The following is a 24,905-nucleotide window of genomic DNA, read 5'->3' as shown; positions in this document are numbered from 1 at the left end:
TGCGCCCGCTAGTCCTTGTGCACGGTGCCGTCGGGGTCCAGGCCCTTGAAGGAGAGGATCACGATGAGGATCCCGCCGCACACGATCGCGGAGTCGGCGAGGTTGAAGACGGCGAAGTGCGCGGGGGCGATGAAGTCCACCACCGCGCCTTCGAACACACCGGGCGAGCGGAAGACGCGGTCGGTGAGGTTGCCGAGCGCCCCTCCGAGCAGCAGGCCGAGGGCGATGGCCCAGGGCAGGCTGTAGAGCTTGCGCGCGAGCCGCGCGATGACGACGATCACACCCGCGGCGATGACCGTGAAGATCACCGTGAACGCCTCGCCGAACCCGAACGCCGCCCCCGCGTTCCGGATGGCGTTGAGCTTGAGCCAGTCGCCGAAGATCTCGATGGGCTCCTGGTGCTCCAGCTTCGCGACCACGATCATCTTGCTGGCCAGGTCCAGGACGTAGGCGAGGACGGCCACACCGAGGAGGACGAGGATCTTCTTCCCGCCCCGCCCGCCGTCCGTGCCGCCGGCCCGGTCCGTGTCCTCGGAGAGCCGCTGGGGCTCCGCCCCTTCGGCCCCCTCGGCATCAGGGATGTCCGGCGTACCGATGATGCGCTCCGCCTCTGCCACGTGAGTCCCTCAACCTAGGTGCCTGACTGAGGACGAGGGTACGACACACCCGGGGCTTCAGCCCCGCCGCTCCTGCTTCTGCTTGTCCTCCACGCAGAGGGTGGCCCGGGGGAACGCCTGCATCCTGGCCTTGCCGATCGGCTTCCCGCAGACCTCGCACAGGCCGTAGGTCCCCGCCTCCAGGCGCGCCAGGGCGCGTTCGGTCTGGTCCAGCGTCTCCTGGGCGTGGGCGGCCAGGGACAGCTCGTGCTCGCGCGTGATGTTCTTCGTGCCGGTGTCCGCCTCGTCGTCACCGGCGCCGTCACCGGAGTCCCGCATCAGTCCGGCCAGGGCGGCGCCGGACGCCTCCAGCTCGCTGCGCAGGCGCAGGGCCTCGCCCGTGAGCTCGGTGCGCGCCTCGGCGACCTCCTCGGAGGTCCAGGGGTCCTCCCCCGGTCTGACCGCCAGCTCGCCGGGCGCCGTCGCGCCGGCCCGGGCCGGCGGCACCGCGCTCGGGCCGTCCTCCGGGACGGTCGTGGTCGGGCCGGCACTCTTCTTGGCTGCCACCGTGTGGGCTCCTGTCTGCTCGGCGGCCTGAGCCGCCCCCGTGGCCTTCTTCGAAGCCTTCTCGGCCGGCTTCTTCCCGGCCGTGCTCTTCTTCGCCGTGCTCTTCTTCGCCGCGGTCCTCTTCGCCGCGCTCTTCTTCCCCGGCGCCCGGTGCGCCGGATCCGGATCGTCCGGTTCCCCTTCCTGCGGCGGATGTCCCGCCGTGTTCCCGGCCGCCTCCGTCGCCGCCGTGCCCGCCGGCTCCGGCGCACCCGTCTGTGCGAGGGGAGCCGTACCGGCCTCCCCGCCCGCGTCCGCGGTCAACTCCCCGGCCGCCGCGACCGTGGATCTCGCGGACGCCGTTCTCGATACGGCGGTCTTCTTCGCCACCATGGCCGCGGCCCCTTCACATTTTGTGATCTTGCACGCGAATCGTGCTGGGACGATAAATCGACCTCAGCTCCGCGGCAACGGGGCACGCCGCCGGTTCGCCCCTCCCCGCGGCCGGGCATCGGCGCACCTCCAAGCGTTGTGCCCAGCTCTCGTCCCGGTAATCCGCTCCCGTGCGCCCACCGGGAATCCGTCCGCCCGGTCTGGCCATTCGGGTCAGCCGGCGCCCCGCGGATAAACCGGTCGGCCGTCGCCCGTACGGGCCCGTACACTGGCCGCAGCGAGAGGCATGGACGGGACGAGTAGCGTCGTACGCAGCCAGGAGCGACCCGGGGACGGTGCGAGCCCGGGGGCGAGCGCGGCGTGAAGATCACCCCGGAGCCGCCGGAAGAACGCTTTGGACCGTGGGCTCCGCCCCGGGCGCAAAGTCAGTAGAACCGGCATCGCGACCCCAATGAGGGGGCCGTCGGGCGCGCGCCCGGGGCCAAGGAGGGTGGTACCGCGGGAGCCGGTGACGGTTCTCGTCCCTCCGACGGAAGTGGAAGACGTCCGCCGGAGGAAGCCCGCACATGACATCGCCGCAGTACCGCCAGGTACCCGCCCAGGTCGACCTGCCCGCCCTCGAGCACGCCGTGCTCGACTTCTGGCGCGACAGCAAGGTCTTCGGAAAGAGCCTCCAGCAGTCCGAGGGGCGCCCCGAGTGGGTCTTCTACGAGGGCCCGCCCACCGCCAACGGCATGCCCGGGGCCCACCACATCGAGGCCCGCGTCTTCAAGGACGTCTTCCCGCGCTTCCGCACGATGCAGGGCTACCACGTCGGCCGCAAGGCCGGCTGGGACTGCCACGGCCTGCCGGTCGAGCTCGCGGTGGAGAAGGAGCTGGGCTTCAACGGCAAGAAGGACATCGAGGCGTACGGCATCGCGGAGTTCAACGCCCGCTGCCGTGAGTCCGTGACCCGGCACACCGACGCGTTCGCCGAGCTCACGACCCGTATGGGCTACTGGGTCGACCTGGACGACGCCTACCGCACGATGGACCCCGAGTACGTCGACTCCGTGTGGTGGTCGCTGAAGGAGATCTTCACCAAGGGCCTGCTGGTCCAGGACCACCGCGTCGCCCCCTGGTGCCCCCGCTGCGGCACCGGCCTCTCCGACCACGAGCTGGCCCAGGGCTACGAGACGGTCGTCGACCCGTCGGTCTTCGTCCGCTTCCCCCTGACGAGCGGCCCGCTGGCCGGCCGGGCGGCGCTGCTGGTCTGGACGACGACACCGTGGACCCTGGTCTCCAACACGGCGGTCGCGGCCCACCCGGACGTCACCTACGTCGTCGCGTCGAACGGCGAGGAGCAGCTGGTCGTCGCCGAGCCCCTGGCCGAGAAGGCGCTCGGCGAGGGCTGGGAGCTCACCGGCGAGACGTTCACCGGCCGGGAGATGGAGCGCTGGACGTACGAGCGCCCGTTCCAGCTCGTGGAGTTCCCCGCGGAGGCGCACTACGTCGTCAACGCCGAGTACGTCACGACGGAGGACGGCACGGGTCTGGTCCACCAGTCCCCCGCCTTCGGCGCCGACGACCTCGTCGTCTGCCGCTCCTACGGTCTCCCGGTCGTGAACCCCGTCCGTCCCGACGGCACCTTCGAGGAGGACCTCCCGCTGGTGGGCGGCGTCTTCTTCAAGAAGGCCGACGAGGCACTCACCGAGGACCTCGCCGCGCGCGGGAAGCTCTTCCGGCACGTCCCGTACGAGCACAGCTACCCGCACTGCTGGCGCTGCCACACCGCGCTGCTGTACTACGCGCAGCCGTCCTGGTACATCCGGACGACCGCCGTCAAGGACCGGCTTCTCCAGGAGAACGAGAAGACCAACTGGTTCCCGGACTCGGTCAAGAACGGCCGCTTCGGCGACTGGCTGAACAACAACGTGGACTGGGCGCTGTCCCGTAACCGCTACTGGGGCACCCCGCTGCCCATCTGGCGCTGCGAGGACGACCACCTCAGCTGTGTGGGCTCCCGCGCCGAGCTCTCCGAACTCACGGGCACCGACCAGTCGGAGCTCGACCCGCACCGCCCCTTCATCGACGAGATCACGTTCACCTGCACCCAGGAGAACTGCCAGCTGGAGGCGTACCGCGTCCCCGAGGTCATCGACGCCTGGTACGACTCGGGTTCGATGCCGTTCGCGCAGTGGGGCTACCCGTACAAGAACAAGGAGGTCTTCGAGAGCCGCTATCCGGCGCAGTTCATCTCGGAGGCCATCGACCAGACCCGCGGCTGGTTCTACACGCTCATGGCGGTCGGCACGCTCGTCTTCGACAAGTCCTCGTACGAGAACGTCGTCTGCCTCGGCCACATCCTCGCCGAGGACGGCCGCAAGATGTCCAAGCACCTGGGGAACATCCTGCAGCCCATCCCCCTCATGGACCAGCACGGCGCCGACGCCGTGCGCTGGTTCATGGCGGCGGGCGGCTCCCCGTGGGCGGCGCGCCGGGTGGGCCACGGCACCATCCAGGAGGTCGTCCGCAAGACGCTCCTCACGTACTGGAACACGGTCGCCTTCCAGGCGCTGTACGCCCGTACGTCCGGCTGGGCGCCGTCCGGGGCCGACCCCGCGCCGGCCGCGCGCACGGTCCTGGACCGCTGGCTGCTGAGCGAGCTGGGCACCCTGGTGGAGCAGGTCACCCAGGCGCTCGAGGGATACGACACCCAGCGTGCCGGCAAGCTGCTCTCGGCGTTCGTCGACGACCTCTCCAACTGGTACGTACGCCGCTCCCGCCGCCGCTTCTGGCAGGGCGACAAGGCGGCGCTGCGCACCTTGCACGAGGTCGTGGAGACGGTCACCCGGCTGATGGCCCCGCTGACCCCGTTCATCACCGAGCGGGTCTGGCAGGACCTGATCGTGCCGGTCACGCCGGACGCACCGGAGTCGGTCCACCTCTCCACCTGGCCGACGGCCGACCCTGCGTCGGTCGACCCGGCGCTGTCCACGCAGATGGCGCTGGTACGCCGCCTGGTCGAGCTGGGCCGGGCCACCCGCGCGGAGTCGGGGGTCAAGACCCGCCAGCCCCTGTCGCGGGCCCTGGTCGCGGCCTCGGGCTTCGAATCGCTCCCGCCCGAGCTGCGCGCCCAGATCACGGAGGAACTGAACGTCGCCTCCCTGGCCTCGCTGTCGGAGGTCGGCGGCTCCCTGGTCGACACCACGGCCAAGGCGAACTTCCGTGCCCTGGGCAAGCGGTTCGGCAAGGGCGTCCAGGCGGTGGCCAAGGCGGTCGCGAACGCGGACGCCGCAGCCCTCTCCCTGGCACTGCGCGAGGGTACGGCGTCGGTCGAGGTCGACGGCGAGCGGATCACTCTCGGCTCGGACGAGGTCATCATCACGGAGACCCCGCGCGAGGGCTGGTCGGTGGCGTCCGACTCGGGCGCGACGGTCGCCCTGGACCTGGAGATCACCCCGGAACTGCGGGCGGCGGGCCTGGCCCGTGACGCGATCCGGCTGATCCAGGAGGCCCGTAAGAACAGCGGCCTCGACGTGGCGGACCGGATCGCCGTCCGCTGGACCTCGGCGGCCACCGCGACGACCGAGGCGCTGACCGCGCACGCCTCCCTGATCAAGGACGAGGTACTGGCCGTGGACTACGCCCAGGGCGAGCCGGACGCCACGTACGGACCCGCCTTCGAGGACGAGGGCCTGGAGCTCACCTTCCACCTCCGCAGGACGGCACACTGACCCACCCCCGAGGGCCCGGCCGGACGCACCTGGATTCCAGGGCCCTGGCACCACTGCCTGGTTCCAGGTGGTGAGGAGATCACGCAAGACGCTCGGCCGGGGTACCCCGGCCGAGCGTCTTGCGTAGGCCGCTGCATTCCCGGCCGACGCCTCCTCCCCCTCAGGGGCGCGGTGCCCGGCCACACCCCACCGGCTTCGGAGCGCCCGTCAGTCCCGCCGGCGGGTGAGGCGCGGGTTCCGGCGTTGCCCGGGTCGAGGGGAGGGGCGGGGAACAGGTCCGTAGCGACCGCACGCACCGTGCCCCTCCAGGCCCCTTCAGGCCCCTTCAGGCCCTCACAGCCTGCCGACGGTCCCGCCCCGCCCGCCCCGCGGCCCGGGCGCACAAAGGGCCGGGCCCCGGGAAATCCCGGGGCCCGGCCCTCAGCCTGCCGACGGCTATGCGCTCAGCGAGCGCGCACCGCTCAGTTGTCGTCCTCGTCGATGAGGAACCCGCGCATCGGCGAAGGCGCCTGCTGCATCGGCTGCGGAGCCTGCGGCCGCACCGGCGCCATCGGCTGCGTCATCGCGGGCGACATCTGCTGCTGCCCGCCGTAGGACGGCGCACCGCCCATCGACTGGTTGCCTCCACCCATCTGCTGGTTGCCGTGGCCACCGTGGTTGCCGCTCATGCTGTGCCCCATCGCACCCGCGCCGGCCGGAGCCAGCGAGGGGGACGGCGGCAGCGAAGCGGCGGCCGGGGTCCGCGGCGGAGCCAGCGAGTCGTCCGCCTGGGTCTCCAGCTGACGCAGCTGGCTCTCCAGGTAGGACTTCAGACGGGTCCGGTACTCACGCTCGAAGCCACGCAGGTCCTCGACCTTGCGCTCGAGCGTCGCGCGGGCCGACTCCAGCGAGCCCATCGCCACGCGGTGCTTCTCCTGCGCGTCCCGCTCCAGGGCGTCCGCCTTGGCGCGGGCGTCGCGCTCCAGACCCTCGGCACGGCTGCGGGCCTCACCGACGATCTTGTTGGCCTCGGAACGGGCCTCCGCGATCGCCTGGTCGGCGGTCTGCTGGGCGAGCGAGAGGACACGGGCGGCACTGTCGCCGCCGGGGCCCTGACCGGGCTGCTGCATCTGCGGCTGCTGCATCTGCTGCATCTGCTGCTGCTGCGGTGCGTGACCGCCCATGGGGCCGCCCATCGGGCCGCCCATGGGACCGCCCTGCATCGGGCCGGGGCCGTGCGGGCCCTGCGGACCGGGACCGTGGCCGCCCTGGGGGCCATGGCCGCTGGGACCGGCGGGCAGCTGCGGAGCGCCTCCGGGCAGCTGGGGGGGACCCATCTGCGGGGGCTGCTGCTGCACCGGCGGACCCGATATGGCGGCGGGCACCGGTCCACCGGGCCGGTCCTGCGGCTCCGGCGGTTTGCGCATACCCTGCTGCTGCTGCTGTTGCTGCTGCTGGTTCTGCGCGGCCGCGCGCGTGGCGGCGGCCAGCTTGGCGCGCAGGTCCTCGTTCTCACGGAGCAGGCGCGTCAGTTCCGATTCGACCTCGTCGAGGAAGGCATCGACCTCGTCCTCGTCATAGCCTTCTCGGAGGCGGACGGTCGTGAACTGCTTGTTCCGCACGTCCTCGGGGGTCAGCGGCATCTCTTCTTCACCTCTACGTAGTCGTCGGCAGTCGGCAAGACCGTATCGTTCACACGCTGCTCGCAAGCTTGCCCACGATGTTGAGCAGAATGTAGACGATGATCATCAGAACGAAGAAGGACAGGTCAAGTGCCACGCCCCCGAGACGCAACGGCGGTATGAACCGCCGCAGAAGCTTCAGCGGTGGATCCGTGACAGTGTAGGTGCCCTCGAGAACGATCACCATCGCCTTGCCTGGCTGCCATGAACGTGCGAACTGGAAGACGTAGTCCATGATCAGCCGGAAGATCAGCACGATGAGGAAACACATCAGCGCGATATAGACCACATCCAGTGCGACGCCCATGTCCCGCGCTTCCCTCTCCCCTGGCTTTCGTTGCTCCGGCCTCGCGGCCGGGTCGTTCCCGGTGTCGTGTTCTCAGCTCTGGTTGAAGAATCCGCCCTCTGCGATGCGGGCCTTGTCCTCCGCCGTGACATCGACGTTAGCAGGCGACAACAGGAACACCTTCTGCGTCACGCGCTCAATGCTGCCATGGAGACCGAAGACAAGTCCTGCGGCAAAGTCGACAAGTCGCTTCGCGTCCGTGTCGTCCATCTCCGTCAGATTCATGATCACCGGAGTGCCCTCGCGGAAGTGTTCCCCGATGGTACGGGCCTCGTTGTAGGTCCTGGGGTGCAGCGTGGTGATGCGGTAGGGCTCCCGCTCGGACACGACCTTGGGCATGATCACCGGTGCGTTCTTCTCCATGTTCGGGCGTTCAGGTGTGATGGATGCCACGGGGGCGATTCGGGCGGGTCGTCCGCTTTCCGCCGGGAGCTGAACCGGCTCACGCTGTGCGGGGGGCTGCACCACTCGCACCGGTTCGTCCCGTTCCCGCTCCACCTGATGCGGGGGCTGATGCCGCCGCCGGTCCCGCTCGGGTTCCGGCTCGGGTTCGAATTCGTCATCGGGGTCGAACCCCGGACCGTCGTACCCATCGTCCTCCACGAGGCCGAGGTAGACCGCCATCTTGCGCATCGCGCCGGCCATGCTCCGAGTCCTCCGCTCTGTGGTGGATCGGCATTCGTGTCACCAAGTGCCCGCGATCCACTCCGGCCTGCCCGCCGTGAGCGGGAATGACCATATTTTCTGCTGTGGTCCGACTTGCTTCGCGACGTTACCCGAGCCGGGGTCGGACTCCGAGTACCGCCGTACCGACGCGTACATGTGTCGCTCCGGCCGCCACGGCGTCCTCGAGATCCGCACTCATCCCGGCGGAGACCATGTTCGCAGCCGGATGGTTCCCGCGCAGGCGGGATGAGAATTCCATCAGCCGGTCGAACGCGGCCCGTTGCCGGCCCGCATAGGGCCCCGCGAGCGGGGCGACGGTCATCAGACCGCCCAGCCGGAGCCCTGGCGCGGCTTCCACCGCCGCGGCCAACTCCTCGATCGCGTCGGGTGCGACGCCTCCCCGGTCGCCGCGTTCGCCGCTCTCCGCGTCGAGGGCGACCTGGATGAGACAGCCGAGTTCCCGCCCGGCCTTCACCGCCGCCGCGGACAGTGCGGTGACGAGCTTGATCCGGTCCACCGACTGCACCACATCGGCATAACCGGTCACGGAACGGACCTTGTTCGTCTGCAACTGCCCGACGAAGTGCCAGGTGAGCGACAGATCCGTACAGGCTGCGGCTTTGGGGGCCGCGTCCTGGTCGCGGTTCTCCGCGACATGACGCACACCGAGTTCGTGCAGGATCCGCACATCGCTCGCGGGGTAGGTCTTGGTGACCACGATGAGGGTCACTTCCTCCCGCGCGCGGCCCGCCACCGCACAGGCGGACGCGATGCGTTCCTCCACCTGCGCCAGGTTCGCCGCGAGTTGACCCTTACGATCCGTCATGTCCTACCTGTCCAACCAGACATATCCGGCGAGCCGACCCGTGGTGCGGTCGCGGCGGTACGAGAAGTGGTCGCCCGACTCCAGGGTGCAGAACGGCGAACGGTGCCGCTCACGCACGCCGAGCGCGTCGAGCTGGGCGTGGACTCCGGCGGTGACGTCCACGGCGGGGGTCCCCCAGGAGGTCTGCGACCAGGCCGCCGGAACGACCCGGGCGACCTCGGCACGCATCTCCTCCGGAACCTCGTAGCACCGCCCGCAGACGGCCGGCCCGGTACGGGCGACGATCCGTGACGGTTCGGCACCCAGGGCGGTCATCGCCTCGACGGCGGCCGGCACGACACCGGCGACCAGCCCCGGGCGGCCCGCGTGGGCGGCCCCGGCGACACCGGCCACGGGGTCGGCGAGCAGGACGGGCGTGCAGTCGGCGGTCAGCACCGCGAGCGGAAGCCCGCGCCGGGCCGTCACCACCGCGTCGACCGCCGGGATCTCCGCGAGGTCGCCCCACGGTCCGTCGACCACCGCCACCTCACGCCCGTGCACCTGGTTCATCCAGACGACCGTCCGCGGGTCCAGGCCGAGGGACCGGGCCGCGCGCTCCCGGTTCGCACCGACAGCGGCGGGGTCGTCACCGACCGCGCCGCCGAGGTTGAGCTCCTCGTACGGAACGGCGCTCACTCCGCCCCACCTGTCGGTGAAAGCGAAATGGGCGCCGCCCGCCGAAGCCACCGCGGTCCGTACCGCGTGCCGCGGATCTATCACTTCAAGAAATCCGGTACGTCCAGCTCTTCCGCCTGGCTGTCCTGGTAGGGACGGGCCGTCGGGACGTGCGGCGGCGAGACCGGCGGCAGCGAGCTCTCGTTCGCGGCGGGTGCCGGGTCGGCGGGCGCCGGGGTCTCCTCACGCGGGGGCACCGAGCCCAGCGTGCTCGTCTGGCGCACCGGCTCGGCGCTACGGGCCGGCGGCGCCGGCTCCTCGCGCTTGCCGCTCGCCCCGAGCACGGTCTCCCGGCGGGCCGGCGGCTGGCCGCCGTCGAAACCCGCGGCGATGACGGTGACCCGGACCTCGTCGCCCAGCGCGTCGTCGATGACCGCGCCGAAGATGATGTTGGCCTCCGGGTGGGCCGCCTCGCTCACCAGCTGGGCCGCCTCGTTGATCTCGAAGAGACCGAGGTCGCTGCCGCCGGAGATGGAGAGCAGGACGCCCCGGGCGCCGTCGATGGACGCCTCCAGGAGCGGTGAGGAGATCGCCATCTCCGCGGCCGCGACCGCCCGGTCGTCGCCCCGGGCCGATCCGATGCCCATGAGGGCCGATCCCGCCTCGGACATGACCGACTTGACGTCGGCGAAGTCGAGGTTGATCAGACCCGGGGTCGTGATGAGGTCGGTGATGCCCTGGACACCCGAGAGCAGCACCTGGTCGGCCGACTTGAAGGCGTCCAGGACACTGACCTGGCGGTCCGAGATGGACAGCAGGCGGTCGTTGGGAATGACGATGAGGGTGTCGACCTCTTCGCGGAGCTCGGCGATGCCGTCCTCCGCCTGGTTCGCGCGCCGCCGGCCCTCGAAGGTGAACGGGCGGGTGACCACACCGATCGTCAGGGCACCCAGCGAGCGGGCGATGTTGGCGACGACGGGTGCGCCGCCGGTGCCGGTGCCGCCGCCTTCTCCGGCGGTGACGAAGACCATGTCGGCCCCCTTGAGGACCTCCTCGATCTCCTCACGGTGGTCCTCTGCCGCCTTACGACCGACGGCCGGGTTCGCCCCGGCGCCGAGGCCGCGGGTGAGTTCACGACCGACGTCGAGCTTGACGTCGGCGTCGCTCATCAACAGTGCCTGCGCATCGGTGTTGATCGCGATGAACTCGACGCCCTTGAGGCCGACCTCGATCATTCGGTTGATGGCATTGACACCACCGCCGCCGACACCGATGACCTTGATGACTGCGAGGTAGTTCTGCGGTGCTGCCACGTCGAAGGCCTCTCGCCTCGAGTTACGTGTCGTCGCTTCGCGGTAGTCCCGCCGCGACGACGGATGCCGATTGGGACGGTCCGGACGCCGACCCAAACCCTAACCTTGAAGTTGAGGGTTACCAGTGTGTCTGCTTCTTGGACTCTTCCGAACAGGACACTAAGTCGACAAGTGGCGCACGTTCAACGAACACGCCGAACCTCCCGTTTTTCTTTTCACCCTATGTGATCACCCGTAGCGCTGACCAACCAGGGTGCTGGCCAGGCCAAACGGCCGTCAACTCTTCGACGCAGCGGGAGCGCTGGGCGCACTCACGTCGAAGTGCCCCGCTTCGGGAGACGCTTTCATGAGAGCGGTCAGAACCCGCGCCTTGACGGGCCCTTCTTCGCTACTGCCCCACATAACGGTGCGATTCCGGGTCAATCGGAGGACAACGGCATCGTATGAGGTGATCCTCACGACATCCGTCTCCCCCGCCACCTTCCCCGGCAGATCGCCCGCGACCCGCACCGCCTCCCTCACCAGACGGTCACCGCCGAAGCGGCGCAGGCTCGCGGACTGATCCGGCGTCATTTCCAGCAGCGGTACGCGACCGGGCGCTTTGTCCACCGTGGCGAAACGCACGCCTTTCGCGTCCACTTCAATGAACTTTGAGCCCTTTTCGACCAGCAGAACCGGCTTGCGTTCAGTCACTTCGAGGGTGATTCCGTGCGGCCACGACCGGACCGCCTCCACGGAGTCGATGCGGGGGAGCTTCCGGCGCAGGGTGACCTCCGTGGCATCGAGGTCCACGGAGACCAGCGGGGCCCCGACCGGGACCGCCGCCGCAGCCTTCACCTCCGCCGGTGTCAGAACCTCGGTACCCGAGGCCGTCACCTGCTCAACCCGCAGCCAGGAGGAGCCGTAGAGCACCCAGAGCACGCCTGCGGCGAGCAGTGCGGCGGCAACGGCGGCCAGGACCAGTCGCGTCCGGCCGGTCAGCCGACGCCCCTCGGGGCCGATGTGCGGAGGGCGGGCCGGGGTGTCGGCCCGCTTGGCTTCGCCGCGCTGGGCGGTCGTCGGTCCGGCCACACTCGCTCCTTCACCGGGCCCGGGGCGCACGCCCCGGGCCCGCACCGCCTCACGCCTGGCGGCGTGCGGCAATCGCCTCGTACACCATGCCGACGAGCAGGTCGTCGGCGTCCCTGCGCCCGAACTCGGCCGCGGCGCGGGACATTTCGTACAGCCGGTGCGGATCCGACAGCACCGGAAGGACGTTGCCCTGCACCCACTCGGGGGTGAGCGCCGCGTCGTCCACCAGCAGGCCGCCGCCGGCGTTGACCACCGGCTGGGCGTTGAGCCGCTGTTCGCCGTTCCCGATCGGCAACGGCACGTAGGCTGCGGGCAGCCCGACGGCGGACAGCTCTGCGACGGTCATCGCGCCCGCACGGCAGAGCATCATGTCGGCCGCCGCGTACGCGAGGTCCATCCGGTCCACGTACGGTACCGGGATGTAGGGCGGCATCCCGGGCATGTTGTCGATACGCGGCAATTCGTTCTTGGGGCCCACCACATGGAGGATCTGGATCCCGGAGCGCTGGAGCAGCGGTGCGACCCGCTGGACGACCTCGTTGAGGTGCCGCGCACCCTGGGAACCACCGGAGACCAGCAGCGTCGGCAGGTTGGGGTCGAGGCCGAAGGCGGCGCGCGCCTCCGGGCGGACCCGGGCCCGGTCGAGGGTGGCGATGGTCCGGCGCAGCGGGATGCCGATGTAACGGGCACCGCGCAGCTTGCTGTCGGGGGTGGAGACGGCCACGCCGTGGGCGTACCGCGAACCGATCTTGTTGGCGAGGCCCGGCCGGGCGTTCGCCTCGTGGACGACGATGGGGACCCCCGCCCGCTTGGCGGCGAGGTAGCCGGGCAGGGCGACGTAGCCCCCGAAGCCGACCACGCAGTCCGCCCTGGTGCGTTCCAGGATCTGCTCCGCGGCCTTGATGGTGCCGCGCAGCCGCCCCGGGACGGTGATCAGCTCAGGGGTGGGTTTGCGCGGCAGCGGCACGGCAGGGATCAGTGCCAGCTCGTACCCCCGCTCGGGTACGAGCCTGGTCTCGAGTCCGCGTTCCGTGCCGAGGGCAGTGATTCCCACGGCCGGGTCCTGCCTGCGCAGGGCGTCTGCGAGGGCAAGCGCGGGCTCGATGTGGCCGGCGGTCCCCCCGCCGGCGAGTACGACATGCACCGAAATTCACCGCTCTCCGGACGGACGCTTCGTGACGCGCCGTCTCATCGTCTTCCATCTGACCCCGGGCCTCCGCATGGCCAGGGCCGCTTTCGCCGCGGGATCGTCTCGCGCGAAGGCGATCATGAGCCCGACAGCGAACATGGTCGGCAGCAGGGCCGAACCTCCGTAGGAGAACAGCGGCAGCGGGACACCGGCGATCGGCAACAGGCCGAGCACCGCACCGATGTTGATCACGGCCTGGGCCGTGATCCAGGTGGTCACGCCTCCCGCTGCGTACCTCACGAAGGGGTCCTCCGTGCGTCCGGCCACGCGGATACCCGCATAGCCTAGAGCCGCGAAGAGGGCGAGTACCGACAGCGTCCCCGCCAGACCGAGTTCCTCCCCGGTGATGGCGAAGATGAAGTCGGTGTGAGGTTCGGGGAGTTGACCCCATTTTTCCACACTCGCACCCAGCCCGGAACCGAACCATCCGCCGGAGGCGAGGGCGTAGATTCCGTGCACGGCCTGCCAGCAGGAGCCGTCGGGGCCGGGTTCGCTGACTCCCATGCAGCTGAGCCGGGACATCCGGTTCGGGCTGGTCCTGATCAGCAGGAAGGCCAGCAGGCCCGCGACGGTGAGCACACCGGCGAAGAGCCGGGTGGGCGCGCCCACCAGCCAGAGCAGGCCGAAGAGGATCGCGGTGAGGATGATCGCCGTGCCCATGTCCCCGCCCAGCATGATCAGCCCGAGCAGCATGAACGCGACGGGGACGAGCGGAACGAGCATGTGCTTCCACTGCGTCAGCAGCCGCTTGTCCTGCTTGCGGGCGAGCAGGTCGGCGCCCCACAGGATGAGGGCGAGTTTGCCGAACTCGCTGGGCTGGAGCTGGAAGGGGCCGCCGAGGTAGATCCAGTTCTGGTTCCCGTTGACCGACATCCCTATCCCCGGCACCTGCACCAGGACCATGAGGAAGACCGTACCCATGAGCAGCGGGTAGGCCAGTGCCCGGTGGAGCTTGACGGGCATGCGGGAGGCCAGCAGCATCAGCGCGGCCCCGATGACGGCGGCGAGGAACTGCTTGCGGAAGAAGTACGTCCCTGGTTTGGCGAGCTCCAGCGCCTTGATCATCGAGGCGGAGTAGACCATCACGAGGCCGAGCACGGTGATCAGCAGGCTGGAGCCGAGGATCAGGTAGTACGCCGTCAGAGGGCGGTCCCAGGCCCGCCGCGCCTGCTCGTACATCCCTCGCACCCCCGCGCCGCGGGGCGGCCGGGAAGCCGGGGCCGGGCCGTGGCCGCCCCGCGGGGCGGCGGGGCGGCGGGGGCCCGCGGCGGGGCGGCTCCGCAGGAGGAGCCCTGCGGACAGTCCGGGGCCCGTGGGCAGCGCACCGGCGAGGCGGCCCGGGGTGAACGCCCTGCTGATCGCCGCGGTCGCCCGCGAGGGCACCGCTCCGCGTGCGGATGGGCTCTCGTCGGCCGGCATTGTCGCTGTCCCCTCCACTGCTCGTGCCCGGGGGCTGTCACCCGGGCCCGGGGCGGTGCCGCCGGTACCCCGGTCCTCCGGGGGAGTACGGCGCCCCGGCCGTGCCCGTCAGGCGCTCTCGTCGGCGAGCCGGCGCACCGCGTCCGCGAACGCCTCGCCCCGCTTGTTGTAGTTGGCGAACATGTCCATCGAGGCGCAGGCGGGTGCCAGCAGCACGGTGTCGCCCGGCCGGGCCAGCCGTGCCGCTTCCCGGACCGCCCCGGACATCGCCCCAGTGTCGGTCCGGTCGAGGTCGACCACCGGTACCTCGGGGGCGTGTCGTGCCAGGGCTTCGCGGATCAGCGCCCGGTCGGCGCCGATCAGCACGACGCCCCGGAGCCGCTTCGCCGCCCCGGTCACGAGCTCGTCGAAGGTGGCGCCCTTGGCGAGGCCGCCGGCGATCCAGACGATGGGGTCGTAGGCCGCGAGGGAGGCCTCGGCGGCATGGGTGTTGGTGGCCTTGGAGTCGTCGATGTACGTGACCCCGCCGGTCTCCGCCACGCGTTCGATGCGGTGGGCGTCCGGGCGGAAGGCCCGCAGCCCGTCCCGCACGGCCGCCGGTGGAACGCCGAAGGCGCGTGCCAGGGCCGCCGCCGCCAGGGCGTTGGCGATGTTGTGGGGGGCCGGCGGGTTCACGTCGCCGACCTCGGCGAGCTCCTGGGCCTGCTTGTGCCGGCCGGCCACGAAGGCCCGGTCGACGAGGATGCCGTCGACCACACCGAGCTGGGAGGGCCCCGGCGTACCGAGGGTGAAGCCGATGGCCCGGCAGCCCTCCACCACGTCGGCCTCGCGGACGAGGTCCTCGGTGGCGCCGTCCTGGGCGTTGTAGACGCAGGCGACGCTGTTGCCCTCGTAGATCCGGCCCTTGTCGGCCGCGTACCCGGCCATGGAACCGTGCCAGTCCAGGTGGTCGGGGGCCAGGTTGAGGACGGCGGCGGAATGGGCGCGCAGCGAGGGCGCCCAGTGCAGCTGGTAGCTGGAGAGCTCGACGGCGAGCACGTCGTACGGCTCGTCGCCGAGCACCGCGTCCAGCAGGGAGACCCCGATGTTGCCGACCGCCGCCGTGCGCAGGCCGGCCGCTTCGAGGATCGAGGCGAGCATCCGCACGGTCGTGGTCTTGCCGTTGGTCCCGGTGACCGCGAGCCAGGGTGCCGCCCCGGGGCCCCGCAGCCGCCAGGCGAGTTCGACGTCGCCCCAGACGGGGACGCCGGCCTCGGCGGCTGCGAGGAAGAGCGGCTTGTCCGGCTTCCAGCCGGGGGCCGTGACGATGAGCTCGGTGGACTCGGGCAGGGTCGCCCCGTCGCCGAGGCGCACGGTGATTCCCTCCCGTCGCCCACCACCGCCCTGGCCGGAGGCGCTGCGCGCGGCAGCCCATTCCTCCAGTTCGGCGGCCTGGGCGCGGGAGCGCTCGTCGTCGCCGTCGGTGACGACGGTGACGAGGGCGCCGCGCTCGTGCAGGGCGCGGGCGGCGGGGATACCGCTGACGCCGAGCCCGGCGACGGTGACGTGCTTGCCCTGCCAGTCCACGGTGCTCACTTCTTGGCTGCCCATCCCGCGTAGAAGAGGCCGAGGCCGACGATGACGCACATGCCCTGGATGATCCAGAAGCGGACCACCACAAGGACCTCGGACCACCCCTTGAGTTCGAAGTGGTGCTGGAGCGGCGCCATCCGGAAGACCCGCTTGCCGGTCATCTTGAAGGAGCCGACCTGGATGACCACGGACATGGTGATCATCACGAAGAGGCCGCCGAGGAGCGCGAGCAGGAACTCCGTGCGGGAGCAGATCGCGAGGCCGGCGAGCGCACCGCCGAGGGCGAGGGAACCGGTGTCACCCATGAAGATCTTGGCGGGTGAGGTGTTCCACCACAGGAAGCCGAAGCAGGCGCCCATCAGCGCGGAGGCGACGACCGCCAGGTCGAGTGGATCGCGTACCTCGAAACAGGCCTGAGGGTTGGTCAGCGTGGTGGCGTTGGCGCAGGATTCCTGGAACTGCCACAGCCCGATGAAGGTGTAGGCGCCGAAGACCATCACGGAGGCACCGGTCGCGAGGCCGTCCAGACCGTCCGTCAGGTTCACGCCGTTGGACATGGCGAGAATCATGAACAGAGCCCAGACGCAGAACAGCACCGGTCCGATCGACCAGCCGAAGTCCTCGACGAAGGAGAGCCGGGTGGAGGCCGGGGTGTTGCCCCGGGCGTCCGCGAACTGCAGGGAGAGCACCGCGAAGGCGATGCCGACGATCAGCTGGCCGGCCATCTTGGCCTTCGCCCGCAGACCCAGCGAACGCTGTTTGACGATCTTGATGTAGTCGTCGAGGAAGCCGACGAGGCCCATTCCCGCCATGAGGAAGAGGACCAGGACACCGGAGAAGCGCATCTCCTCACCGGTGATCACCTTCGCCAGGACGTACGCGATGATCGTCGCCAGGATGAAGGCGATACCACCCATGGTGGGCGTGCCCTGCTTGCTGCCGTGGGTACGCGGGCCGTCGTCCCGGATGAACTGCCCGTAGCCCTTGCGGGCCAGAAGTTTGATCAGCAGCGGGGTGCCGACCAGCGTCAGGAAGAGCCCTATGGCTCCTGCGAAGAGGATCTGCCTCATCGGACGGGGACCTCGCCCTCGGTCGTCTCCAGCAGTGCCAGGGCGACCTTCTCCAGGCCGACCGACCGGGACGCCTTCACCAGCACGACGTCTCCCGGGCGCAGTTCACTGCGCAACAGGTCGACGGCCGCCTGTGCGTCGGACACGTGCACCGACTCCTCACCCCACGAACCCTCGTTATATGCGCCCAGTTGCAGCCAGGAGGCTTCTCTTCCTCCGACAGCGACGAGCTTGCTGACGTTGAGCCGGACGGCGAGCCGTCCGACCGCGTCGTGCTCGGCGAGCGACGCGTCGCCGAGCTCGGCCATCTGACCGAGCACCGCCCACGTGCGTCCCCCCGCTGCCCGTGAGGCCTTGCCCATGGCGGCCAGCGCACGCAGCGCGGCTCGCATGGATTCGGGGTTCGCGTTGTAGGCGTCATTGACGACCGTCACACCGTCCGGACGCTCGGTGACCTCCATGCGCCAGCGGGAGAGGGTGCCCGCCCCGGAGAGCGCATCGGCGATCTCGGTCACGGACATGCCCAACTCATGGGCGACGGCGGCCGCGGCGAGCGCGTTCGACACGTGGTGCTCACCGTACAGGCGCAAGGTCACGTCGCTGCACCCGGTGGGTGTGCGGAGCGCGAAAGCGGGGCGGCCGTCGTCCGTGAGCCGGACGTTCTCTCCCCGTACGTCCGCATCCGGGGCCTCCCCGAAGAGGATCACCCGGGCTTTTGTGCGGGACGCCATCGCCCGCACCAGCGGGTCGTCGGCGTTGAGCACCGCGACACCGTCCTCGGGGAGGACCTCCACGAGTTCGCCCTTGGCCTGGGCGATCGCCTCACGGCTGCCGAACTCGCCGAGGTGGGCGCTGCCCACGTTCAGGACCAGCCCGATCCGTGGCGGGGTGAGCTCGGCGAGGTAGTGGATGTGACCGATGCCTCGCGCACCCATCTCGAGTACGAGGTGCCGGGTCTCGGGGGTGGCGCTCAGCGCGGTGAGCGGCAGGCCGATCTCGTTGTTGAGGGACCCCGGGGTCCACACCGTGGGGGCCTTGCGCTCCAGCAGCTGCGCGATCAGGTCCTTGGTGGAGGTCTTGCCGGCCGAACCGGTGAGCGCGACGACGGTGGTGCCGAGGCGCTCGACCACGGTCCGGGCGAGGGTGCCGAGCGCCGACACGACGTCGTCGACGACGATCGCCGGCACGCCGACGGGGCGGGCGGCGAGCACCGCTGCCGCGCCCGCCTCGACGGCGCGCCGCGCGAAGTCGTGGCCGTCGGCCCGCTCTCCCGCGAACGCGGCGAACAGGGAGCCCTGCCGCACCTCCCGGGAGTCGATGACGACGGGCCCGGTGACGAGGACGGACAGGTCCGGCGTGTCGTGCGGCTGCCCGCCGACGATGCCGGCGATCTCGGCGAGGGAAAGGGCGATCACTTGGTCATCCCTGACTGTTGTTCTCGTGGGTGTGTACGCGGTCGTCGGGGGCGTGCACGGCGCTCGCGGGCCCCGAGGCGCGCTCGATGGCCTCACGCAGGACCTTGCGGTCGTCGAAGGGCCGGACGACTCCGTGGACGTCCTGGCCCTGCTCGTGGCCCTTTCCGGCCACCAGCACGGTGTCGCCGGGCTCGGCGCGGGCGACGGCCGCGGCGATGGCCGCCGCCCGGTCCGCGTCGACGAGCACGTCGCCGCGCTCGTGGACGGGCACCTCGGCGGCGCCCGAGAGCATGGCGGCGAGGATCGCCAGGGGGTCCTCGGAACGGGGATTGTCCGAGGTCAGTACGGCGGTGTCGGCGAGGCGGGCCGCGGCGGCGCCCATGGGTCCGCGCTTCGTCGTGTCGCGGTCGCCACCGCAGCCGAGCACGATGTGCACCCGGCCCTCGGTGACCTTCCGCAGGGAGCGCAGGACGGACTCGACGGCGTCGGTCTTGTGCGCGTAGTCGACGACCGCCAGGTACGGCTGTCCCGCGTCGACGCGTTCCAGCCGGCCGGGGACCCCGGGGACGGCGGCGACACCGTCGGCGGCGGTCTGCGGGTCGACGCCGGCGGCGGCCAGCGTGACGATCGCGGCGAGGGTGTTGGCGACGTTGAAGGGGCCGGGCAGCGGCGCCCTGGCGGCGATCCGCTCGCCTCCGGGGGCGACCGCGGTGAAGGTGCTGTCCTGCGGACCCACTTCGACGTCCTCGGCCCGCCAGTCGGCGTCCGGGTGGCCCTCCGCGGAGAAGGTGACGACCGGGACGGTCGCCTCCGTGACCAGCCTGCGGCCGTAGGCGTCGTCGAAGTTGAGCACACCGAGCTTGCTGCGCCGCGGGGTGAACAGCTGGGCCTTGGCCTGGAAGTAGTCCTCCATCCCGGAGTGGAACTCCATGTGCTCCGGGCTGAGGTTGTTGAAGACGGCGACGTCGAAGACGCAGCCGTCGACCCGGCCCAGCACGAGTGCGTGGCTGGAGACCTCCATCGCCACCGCCTCGACACCGCGCTCGCGCATGACGGCGAACAGGGCCTGCAGGTCGGTCGCTTCGGGGGTGGTGCGCTCCGACTTGATGCGCTCGTCCCCGATCCGCATCTCGACCGTGCCGATCAGGCCGGTGCTGCGGCCGGCGCCGCGCAGGCCGCCCTCGACGAGGTAGGCCGTGGTGGTCTTGCCGGACGTCCCGGTGATGCCGATCTGCAGGAGATCCGCACCCGGGCGCCCGTAGATCTCGGCGGCGAGGTCGCCCATCCGGCCGCGTGGGTCGTCGGCGACCAGGACCGGGAGGCCGGTGGCCGCCGCGCGCTCGGCGCCCGCCGGGTCGGTGAGGATCGCAGCCGCGCCGAGGCCGGCGGCCTGGGCGGCGAAGTCCGCACCGTGCAGGCGGGCACCGGGCAGGGCCGCGTACACGTCCCCCGGGCGCACGGCCCGCGAGTCGTGGGTGATGCCGGTGACCTCCCCGGATGCCTGCGGTCCGGCGCCCAGCCGGGCTGCCAGCTCTCCGAGGGAAGTCGGCCGGAGCCGGTCCGGTCGGGGCGCTCCCGGATAGGTCACAGGCGCGTCCTTCTGAGTGGTTTGGAACTGATCAGCGTGGGGCACGGCGGTGAGCGTACCGGGCGGACCCGGCCTCCCGCGAAGCGAGGGGCCGGGGTCGCGGTACTTCTCGCTCCGGTTCCCTGGATCGGGGGTGATCGTCGTCACTGACGGTCTACCGCGTCACTCGCCGGGCTCGAAGGACACCGGCAGCCGGGCGGGAGCGGTGCCGGACGGGGCGGCCTGGAGGGTCTTGAGGGCGAACTCCATGACCTTCTTGTAGATCGGACCGCAGATCTGGCCACCGAAATAGCTGCCCGTGGTGGGGTTCTGGATGGCGCAGTAGACGGTGATCTGCGGATCGTCCGCGGGTGCGAAGCCCGCGAAGGACGCGGTGTAGCCCTTGTAGACACCGCGCACGGGGTCGACGCGGTTGGCGGTGCCGGTCTTGCCCGCGACCCGGTAGCCGTCGATGTGGGCCTTGGTCCCGGTGCCTTCCCTGTCGTCCACCACGGACTCCAGCATCCTCGCCAGGGTCCGGGCGGTCTTCTCGCTGACCACCCGGGTCTTCTTCGGGGCTTCGGCCGCGGTGTAGCGCCCGTCGGCGTCCTTGGTACCGCGCACCAGGGTCGGCGCGATCCGCATGCCGCCGTTGGCGATGGTCTGGTAGACGGACGCGGCCTGCATGGCGTTGAGCGAGAGCCCCTGGCCGAACGGGATCGTGTACTGCTGCGAGGTCGACCAGTCCTTCGGTTCGGCGAGGATGCCGGGCGTCTCCCCCGGGTAGCCGAGCCCCGTGGGGCTGCCGATCCCGAACTTGCGCAGGTAGGAGTGGAGGACCTTGTTGGCCTCGGTCTGGTTCCTGCCGAGCTGGCCGGTGGCCAGGATGGTGCCGATGTTGCTCGACTTGGCGAGGACGCCGTTGAGCGTCAGGTACCAGGTGGGGTGGTCGATGTCGTCCCGGAACAGCCGGTCGCCGCGGTGCAGCCGGTTGGGGACGGTGACGTGCGTACCGGGCGTCGCGACCCCCTCCTCCAGCACGGCGGCCATCGACATGACCTTGCTGGTGGAGCCGGGTTCGTAGACGTCCTGGAGCGCCGCGTTGCCGAGGGCCGCTCCGTCGACCCGCGAGAGGTCGTTCGGGTCGTAGCCGGGGGCGTTGGCCATGGCCAGCACCTCGCCGGTCCTCGTGTTCTGGACGACCACGTAGCCGCGGTCCGCCCGGGACTTCTTCACCTGGTCGGCGATGGCCCGCTGGGCCGCCCACTGGATGTCCCGGTCGATGGTCAGCTCGACATCGGTGCCGGCGACGGCCGGGATCTCCTTCGAGCCGGCGGTCGGTACGGGCCGGCCGCCGGCCTGGGCGTACCGGATCGTGCCGTCCTCGCCCTCCAGCCGGCCGTTCAGCTGGGCCTCCAGGCCGCCGCCGCCCTTGCCCTCGGCGTTGACGAATCCCAGTATTCCGGCGGCGAGGTCACCGTTCGGGTAGACCCGCTTCGTGGTGGGCTCCTGCAGGACCCCGGCCAGTACGTTGGCGCCCCGGCCGCCGGCCGCCAGGTCCTTGGCCGCCTTCTCGGCGAACACGGACTTGAGGTCCTTGATCTGCTTCCAGACCTGCGGCGTCTGCCGCCTCGCCAGCACGGTGTACCGGCTCTTGGGCGCCGAGAGCTTCTTCGCCAGGTCCACGGCGTCCTTGCCGAGGATCGGGGCGAGCAGAGCCGCCGCCTGCTGCGGGGCGTCGGGGGCCTTGCTCTCCTCGGGCGTGAAGAGCTTCGGGTCGGCCGTGATGTCGTGGGCGTCGACGCTGGTGGCCAGGGCGATGCCGCTGCGGTCGGTGATCTCTCCGCGCTCGGCGGCGATCGTGTACTCGAGGTAGCGGTTCTTGTCGGCCTTGGCCGCGTAGGCGCTGGCGTCGACGGCCTGCACCTGGAGGAGCCGGACGACGAACGCGAGCATGACGAGAGTCAGGCAGAGGCCGACGAGGCGCAGCCTCGGGCGGGGACTTCCCAGCCGGATGGTCCGCCGGGGGCCGCCGCCCGCCGCCCCGGTCCGCGGCCGCCGCGTCGCCGGGCGGGACGGCCGCCGCGCCTCGGGGCGGGAGGCGGTCCGGGGGCGTCCGGCGCCGTTTGCCGCGTTACGAGGGCGGGCGGGGCCGGGCACACGGCGGCGCGGCGGTTCCTTGGACGGCACTTCGTCACCTGCCGGGGCTCGTCGGGGACGGGGTGGGGAAGGTCGTGACAGGCGGCGGTCCGGAGGCGGCCGGCGGGACCGCGGAGGCGGTGGGAGACGCCGCCGCCCCGGGGGATCCGGCCGGGGCGGCCGTGCTCGCCGCCGGAGAGGGCGCGGTCAGGGGGGACGGCGCGCCGGTGGCCCGCTCGGGTACGCCCCGTACGGTGCCGTCCGGGTTCAGGAAGGCGGGGCTGCCACCGGGCACCATGCCGAGTTCGCGGGCGCGCCGCTCCAGCGCGTCCGGCTCGGAGTAGCTGTCGACGTCACGCTGCAGGGCCTGCTGCTCGTCGGTGAGTTCGGTGGTCTGCTTCTTCAGCCTGCTCAGCTTGAACGATCCTTCGTTCAGAGCGGAGTTCAGCAGGAGGAGCGAGATCAGGCCACCCGCGAGGAGCAGCACGACCAGCAGGACGAAGGGGGTACGGGCCGCGGTGCTCGGCCCCGACGGCATCAGCCGGGCGAGCCGTCCGGCCCGTCCCTTCCTCTGCTCGGCCGTTCCGGTCACCGCCGTGCCCCCACCCTTCGCCGTGTCCCGACCGTCCGGCGGCGCGCGCTCATCGCTCCTCCTCGCGGATCCGCTCGGCGCCGCGCAGCCTGGCGGGGGCGGCCCGCCGGTTCTCGGCGACCTCCTCCTCGGTGGGCAGTTCGGCGCCGCGGGTCAGCAGTTTCAGCCGGGGCTGGTAGCGCTCGGGGACGACGGGCAGTCCGGGCGGCGCCGTGTTGGCCGCCCCGGCCGCGAAGACCTGCTTGACCAGCCGGTCCTCGAGCGAGTGGTACGACAGGACGGCGATCCGTCCCCCCACGGCCAGGCTCCCGACCGCGGCCGGGACGGCCCGCTCCAGGACGGTGAGCTCCCCGTTGACCTCGATGCGCAGGGCCTGGAAGGTGCGCTTGGCCGGGTTGCCGCCGGTGCGCTTGGCGGCCTGGGGCAGCGAGTTCCGGATCAGCTCGACAAGCCGGGCGCTGTTGCTGAAGGGCTCCTTCTCGCGTTCGCGCACGATCGCGGAGACGATCCGCTTGGCCTGCTTCTCCTCGCCGTACGCGCGCAGGATCCGTACGAGCTCGCCCGGCGGATAGGTGTTGAGCACCTCGGCGGCGCCTATGCCGGTCGTCTGGTCCATGCGCATGTCGAGCGGGGCGTCCTGGGCGTAGGCGAAACCGCGGTCCGCCTCGTCCAGTTGCATGGAGGAGACGCCCAGGTCGAACAGGATGCCCTGGACCTTGGGGATCCCCAGCCGGTCGAGCACCTCGGGCAACTCGTCGTAGACGGCGTGCACCAGGGTGGCCCGGTCCCCGTACGGCGCGAGGCGCTCACCGGAGAGCCGCAGCGCTTCCCTGTCCCGGTCCAGCGCGACCAGGCGCGCGGTGGGGAAGGCGGCGAGCAGGGCCTCGCTGTGGCCGCCGAGTCCGAGGGTGCAGTCCACGACCACGGGCGGCTGCGGTCCTGGCGCCTCCAGAGCCGGGGCCAACAGGTCCAGGCACCGCTGGAGCATCACCGGGACGTGTCGGGTCTGGCTCAATGCGCCCTCTCAGGCTCAGTCCGGTGGGCCGCACCTGCGGTCCGGTCCCCGCCCGCTCGGAAGGGGAGGCCAGCCGGCGCCGGGGAAGGGGCGTCGGCCGACCGCCGAGCGGGAGAGGGCCGGACCGCAGGTGCGCCGCACCTCACGGGGAATTCGAAACGTGCAAAAATATGCAGAATGTACGGGCGTGTCGATAACTTGGCGTCACTTTAGTCCACCCTGCCATTCGATCGATTCCCGATCAACGAAGCGGGTAGCGCGTCGCCCGCCGCGGAAGGGCGGACCGCTCACGCGGCCGGGCGCGGGACTGTGAGCCTTGTGGATTACCTCACAACCCGTGCCGTTGACGTCCTTTGCCCCCTCCCCCAGCACGCCGGACACGCCTGTGAGCGATAACGTCCTCACCATGTCGACTTCCGCACAGACCTCCGCCGACACCGAAACCTCCTCCGTCGCCCGCTCGGGCGGGACGGTCACCGACCGGCTCGTCCAGGCGAACGCCCTTTACGCGGACCGGTTCAGCGATCCCGGCATGGACGCCCGGCCCGTGCTCAACGTCGCCGTGGTGGCCTGTATGGACGCCCGCCTCGACCTCCACGCCGCGCTCGGCCTGGAACTCGGTGACTGCCACACCATCCGCAACGCGGGCGGTGTGGTCACCGACGACGTCATCCGGTCGCTCACGATCAGCCAGCGGGCGCTCGGCACCCGCAGCGTCATCCTCATCCACCACACCAACTGCGGCCTCGAGAGCATCACCGAGGAGTTCCGGCAGGAACTGGAGCACGAGGTCGGCCAGCGTCCGGTCTGGGCGGTCGAGGCATACACGGACGCCGACCAGGACGTCCGGCAGTCGATGCAGCGCGTACGGACCTCGCCGTTCCTCCTGCACACGGACGATGTGCGCGGCTTCGTCTTCGACGTGACGACCGGCCTGCTGCGCGAAATCCTCCCCGCCTCCTGAGGTTCCAGCCCCGGCCTACCCCGACATACAACCCACACCCGGCATATCGCTCCTACTTATCCACAGGCGAGTGACACGACGCGGTAACGCCAACAAGAATGCGGGTGTGACATCTCTCCGGGTCCTCCGGCGAGGGTCCGTATTTCGGGGCGGGCCGGGCGGTTTCGTTGTCGGC

Annotated in this window: 20 protein-coding genes; 2 read left to right on the top strand and 18 right to left on the bottom strand. The window is 71.0% G+C overall.

Annotation, left to right across the window (positions count from 1 at the left end; translation table 11 throughout):
* Positions 1-8: 8 nt before the first annotated feature.
* On the bottom strand, positions 9-617 hold the full coding sequence (gene lspA / locus ACH4VO_RS19820) for a signal peptidase II (protein WP_360992586.1): 609 nt from the start codon (positions 615-617) through the stop codon (positions 9-11).
* Positions 618-674: 57 nt separating this feature from the next.
* The gene (locus tag ACH4VO_RS19815) at positions 675-1,535 is read right to left on the bottom strand and encodes a TraR/DksA C4-type zinc finger protein (RefSeq protein ID WP_360992589.1); all 861 of its coding nucleotides are present in this window, start codon (positions 1,533-1,535) and stop codon (positions 675-677) included.
* 566 nt (positions 1,536-2,101) lie between these two features.
* Here ACH4VO_RS19815 and ileS point away from each other — a divergent pair.
* The gene (ileS, locus tag ACH4VO_RS19810) at positions 2,102-5,251 is read left to right on the top strand and encodes an isoleucine--tRNA ligase (RefSeq protein WP_360992592.1); all 3,150 of its coding nucleotides are present in this window, start codon (positions 2,102-2,104) and stop codon (positions 5,249-5,251) included.
* 461 nt (positions 5,252-5,712) lie between these two features.
* Here the strand turns inward: ileS and ACH4VO_RS19805 are convergent, their stop codons facing one another.
* From ACH4VO_RS19805 to rsmH, 16 genes are all read right to left on the bottom strand, one after another.
* Positions 5,713-6,873, bottom strand: a complete 1,161-nt coding sequence (locus ACH4VO_RS19805; protein ID WP_360992594.1) for a DivIVA domain-containing protein — start codon at positions 6,871-6,873, stop codon at positions 5,713-5,715.
* A 49-nt stretch (positions 6,874-6,922) separates the two neighbouring features.
* The gene (locus ACH4VO_RS19800) at positions 6,923-7,219 is read right to left on the bottom strand and encodes a YggT family protein (RefSeq protein ID WP_069172417.1); all 297 of its coding nucleotides are present in this window, start codon (positions 7,217-7,219) and stop codon (positions 6,923-6,925) included.
* Between the two features lie 72 nt (positions 7,220-7,291).
* On the bottom strand, positions 7,292-7,903 hold the full coding sequence (locus tag ACH4VO_RS19795) for a cell division protein SepF (RefSeq protein ID WP_069172418.1): 612 nt from the start codon (positions 7,901-7,903) through the stop codon (positions 7,292-7,294).
* 127 nt (positions 7,904-8,030) lie between these two features.
* Positions 8,031-8,750: a YggS family pyridoxal phosphate-dependent enzyme gene (locus ACH4VO_RS19790; protein ID WP_360992597.1), complete on the bottom strand. Its 720-nt coding sequence runs from the start codon at positions 8,748-8,750 to the stop codon at positions 8,031-8,033.
* A 3-nt stretch (positions 8,751-8,753) separates the two neighbouring features.
* Positions 8,754-9,509, bottom strand: a complete 756-nt coding sequence (gene pgeF / locus ACH4VO_RS19785) for a peptidoglycan editing factor PgeF (RefSeq protein ID WP_398441052.1) — start codon at positions 9,507-9,509, stop codon at positions 8,754-8,756.
* Positions 9,506-10,717: a cell division protein FtsZ gene (gene ftsZ, locus ACH4VO_RS19780; protein WP_360992600.1), complete on the bottom strand. Its 1,212-nt coding sequence runs from the start codon at positions 10,715-10,717 to the stop codon at positions 9,506-9,508. The genes pgeF and ftsZ overlap by 4 nt, the downstream gene beginning before the upstream one ends.
* A 276-nt stretch (positions 10,718-10,993) precedes the next feature.
* Complete coding sequence (locus ACH4VO_RS19775; RefSeq protein WP_360992603.1) at positions 10,994-11,788, bottom strand: FtsQ-type POTRA domain-containing protein; 795 nt, start codon at positions 11,786-11,788, stop codon at positions 10,994-10,996.
* 49 nt (positions 11,789-11,837) lie between these two features.
* Positions 11,838-12,932: an undecaprenyldiphospho-muramoylpentapeptide beta-N-acetylglucosaminyltransferase gene (murG, locus tag ACH4VO_RS19770; RefSeq protein WP_307127469.1), complete on the bottom strand. Its 1,095-nt coding sequence runs from the start codon at positions 12,930-12,932 to the stop codon at positions 11,838-11,840.
* 6 nt (positions 12,933-12,938) lie between these two features.
* The gene (gene ftsW / locus ACH4VO_RS19765) at positions 12,939-14,396 is read right to left on the bottom strand and encodes a putative lipid II flippase FtsW (RefSeq protein ID WP_360992607.1); all 1,458 of its coding nucleotides are present in this window, start codon (positions 14,394-14,396) and stop codon (positions 12,939-12,941) included.
* A gap of 108 nt (positions 14,397-14,504) precedes the next feature.
* Complete coding sequence (murD, locus tag ACH4VO_RS19760) at positions 14,505-15,986, bottom strand: UDP-N-acetylmuramoyl-L-alanine--D-glutamate ligase (protein ID WP_360992611.1); 1,482 nt, start codon at positions 15,984-15,986, stop codon at positions 14,505-14,507.
* Positions 15,968-17,038, bottom strand: a complete 1,071-nt coding sequence (gene mraY / locus ACH4VO_RS19755) for a phospho-N-acetylmuramoyl-pentapeptide-transferase (RefSeq protein WP_307127466.1) — start codon at positions 17,036-17,038, stop codon at positions 15,968-15,970. The genes murD and mraY overlap by 19 nt, the downstream gene beginning before the upstream one ends.
* Positions 17,035-18,453, bottom strand: a complete 1,419-nt coding sequence (gene murF, locus ACH4VO_RS19750; protein ID WP_360992614.1) for a UDP-N-acetylmuramoyl-tripeptide--D-alanyl-D-alanine ligase — start codon at positions 18,451-18,453, stop codon at positions 17,035-17,037. Before murF ends, mraY begins: the two co-directional genes overlap by 4 nt.
* A gap of 4 nt (positions 18,454-18,457) precedes the next feature.
* On the bottom strand, positions 18,458-20,188 hold the full coding sequence (locus ACH4VO_RS19745; RefSeq protein WP_398441048.1) for a UDP-N-acetylmuramoyl-L-alanyl-D-glutamate--2,6-diaminopimelate ligase: 1,731 nt from the start codon (positions 20,186-20,188) through the stop codon (positions 18,458-18,460).
* Between the two features lie 15 nt (positions 20,189-20,203).
* Positions 20,204-22,210, bottom strand: coding sequence for a penicillin-binding transpeptidase domain-containing protein (locus ACH4VO_RS19740; RefSeq protein WP_360992620.1), 2,007 nt, complete (start codon positions 22,208-22,210; stop codon positions 20,204-20,206).
* A gap of 4 nt (positions 22,211-22,214) precedes the next feature.
* A complete protein-coding gene (locus ACH4VO_RS19735) occupies positions 22,215-22,751 on the bottom strand; it encodes a septum formation initiator family protein (RefSeq protein ID WP_360992623.1) in 537 nt (178 codons plus the stop codon).
* A gap of 49 nt (positions 22,752-22,800) precedes the next feature.
* Entirely contained in the window at positions 22,801-23,766 is a 966-nt protein-coding gene (gene rsmH / locus ACH4VO_RS19730) for a 16S rRNA (cytosine(1402)-N(4))-methyltransferase RsmH (RefSeq protein ID WP_360992626.1), read from the bottom strand.
* Between the two features lie 406 nt (positions 23,767-24,172).
* On the opposite strand from rsmH, the gene ACH4VO_RS19725 reads away from it, so the two are divergent.
* Positions 24,173-24,730, top strand: a complete 558-nt coding sequence (locus tag ACH4VO_RS19725; RefSeq protein ID WP_360992629.1) for a carbonic anhydrase — start codon at positions 24,173-24,175, stop codon at positions 24,728-24,730.
* Positions 24,731-24,905 lie beyond the last annotated feature (175 nt).

The organism is Streptomyces sp. NPDC020780 (assembly GCF_044334475.1).
Lineage (GTDB): Bacteria > Actinomycetota > Actinomycetes > Streptomycetales > Streptomycetaceae > Streptomyces.
This window is presented reverse-complemented; position numbering and strand designations above follow the sequence as displayed.

Coding starts and splice junctions, on each gene's coding strand:
- mraY (WP_307127466.1), bottom strand. CDS start 17,038: ATGAGGCAGATCCTCTTCGCAGGAGCCATAGGGCTCTTCCTGACGCTG.
- ACH4VO_RS19795 (WP_069172418.1), bottom strand. CDS start 7,903: ATGGCCGGCGCGATGCGCAAGATGGCGGTCTACCTCGGCCTCGTGGAG.
- ileS (WP_360992592.1), top strand. CDS start 2,102: ATGACATCGCCGCAGTACCGCCAGGTACCCGCCCAGGTCGACCTGCCC.
- ACH4VO_RS19815 (WP_360992589.1), bottom strand. CDS start 1,535: ATGGTGGCGAAGAAGACCGCCGTATCGAGAACGGCGTCCGCGAGATCC.
- ACH4VO_RS19805 (WP_360992594.1), bottom strand. CDS start 6,873: ATGCCGCTGACCCCCGAGGACGTGCGGAACAAGCAGTTCACGACCGTC.
- ACH4VO_RS19800 (WP_069172417.1), bottom strand. CDS start 7,219: ATGGGCGTCGCACTGGATGTGGTCTATATCGCGCTGATGTGTTTCCTC.
- ACH4VO_RS19725 (WP_360992629.1), top strand. CDS start 24,173: ATGTCGACTTCCGCACAGACCTCCGCCGACACCGAAACCTCCTCCGTC.
- murD (WP_360992611.1), bottom strand. CDS start 15,986: ATGGGCAGCCAAGAAGTGAGCACCGTGGACTGGCAGGGCAAGCACGTC.
- ACH4VO_RS19790 (WP_360992597.1), bottom strand. CDS start 8,750: ATGACGGATCGTAAGGGTCAACTCGCGGCGAACCTGGCGCAGGTGGAG.
- ftsW (WP_360992607.1), bottom strand. CDS start 14,396: ATGCCGGCCGACGAGAGCCCATCCGCACGCGGAGCGGTGCCCTCGCGG.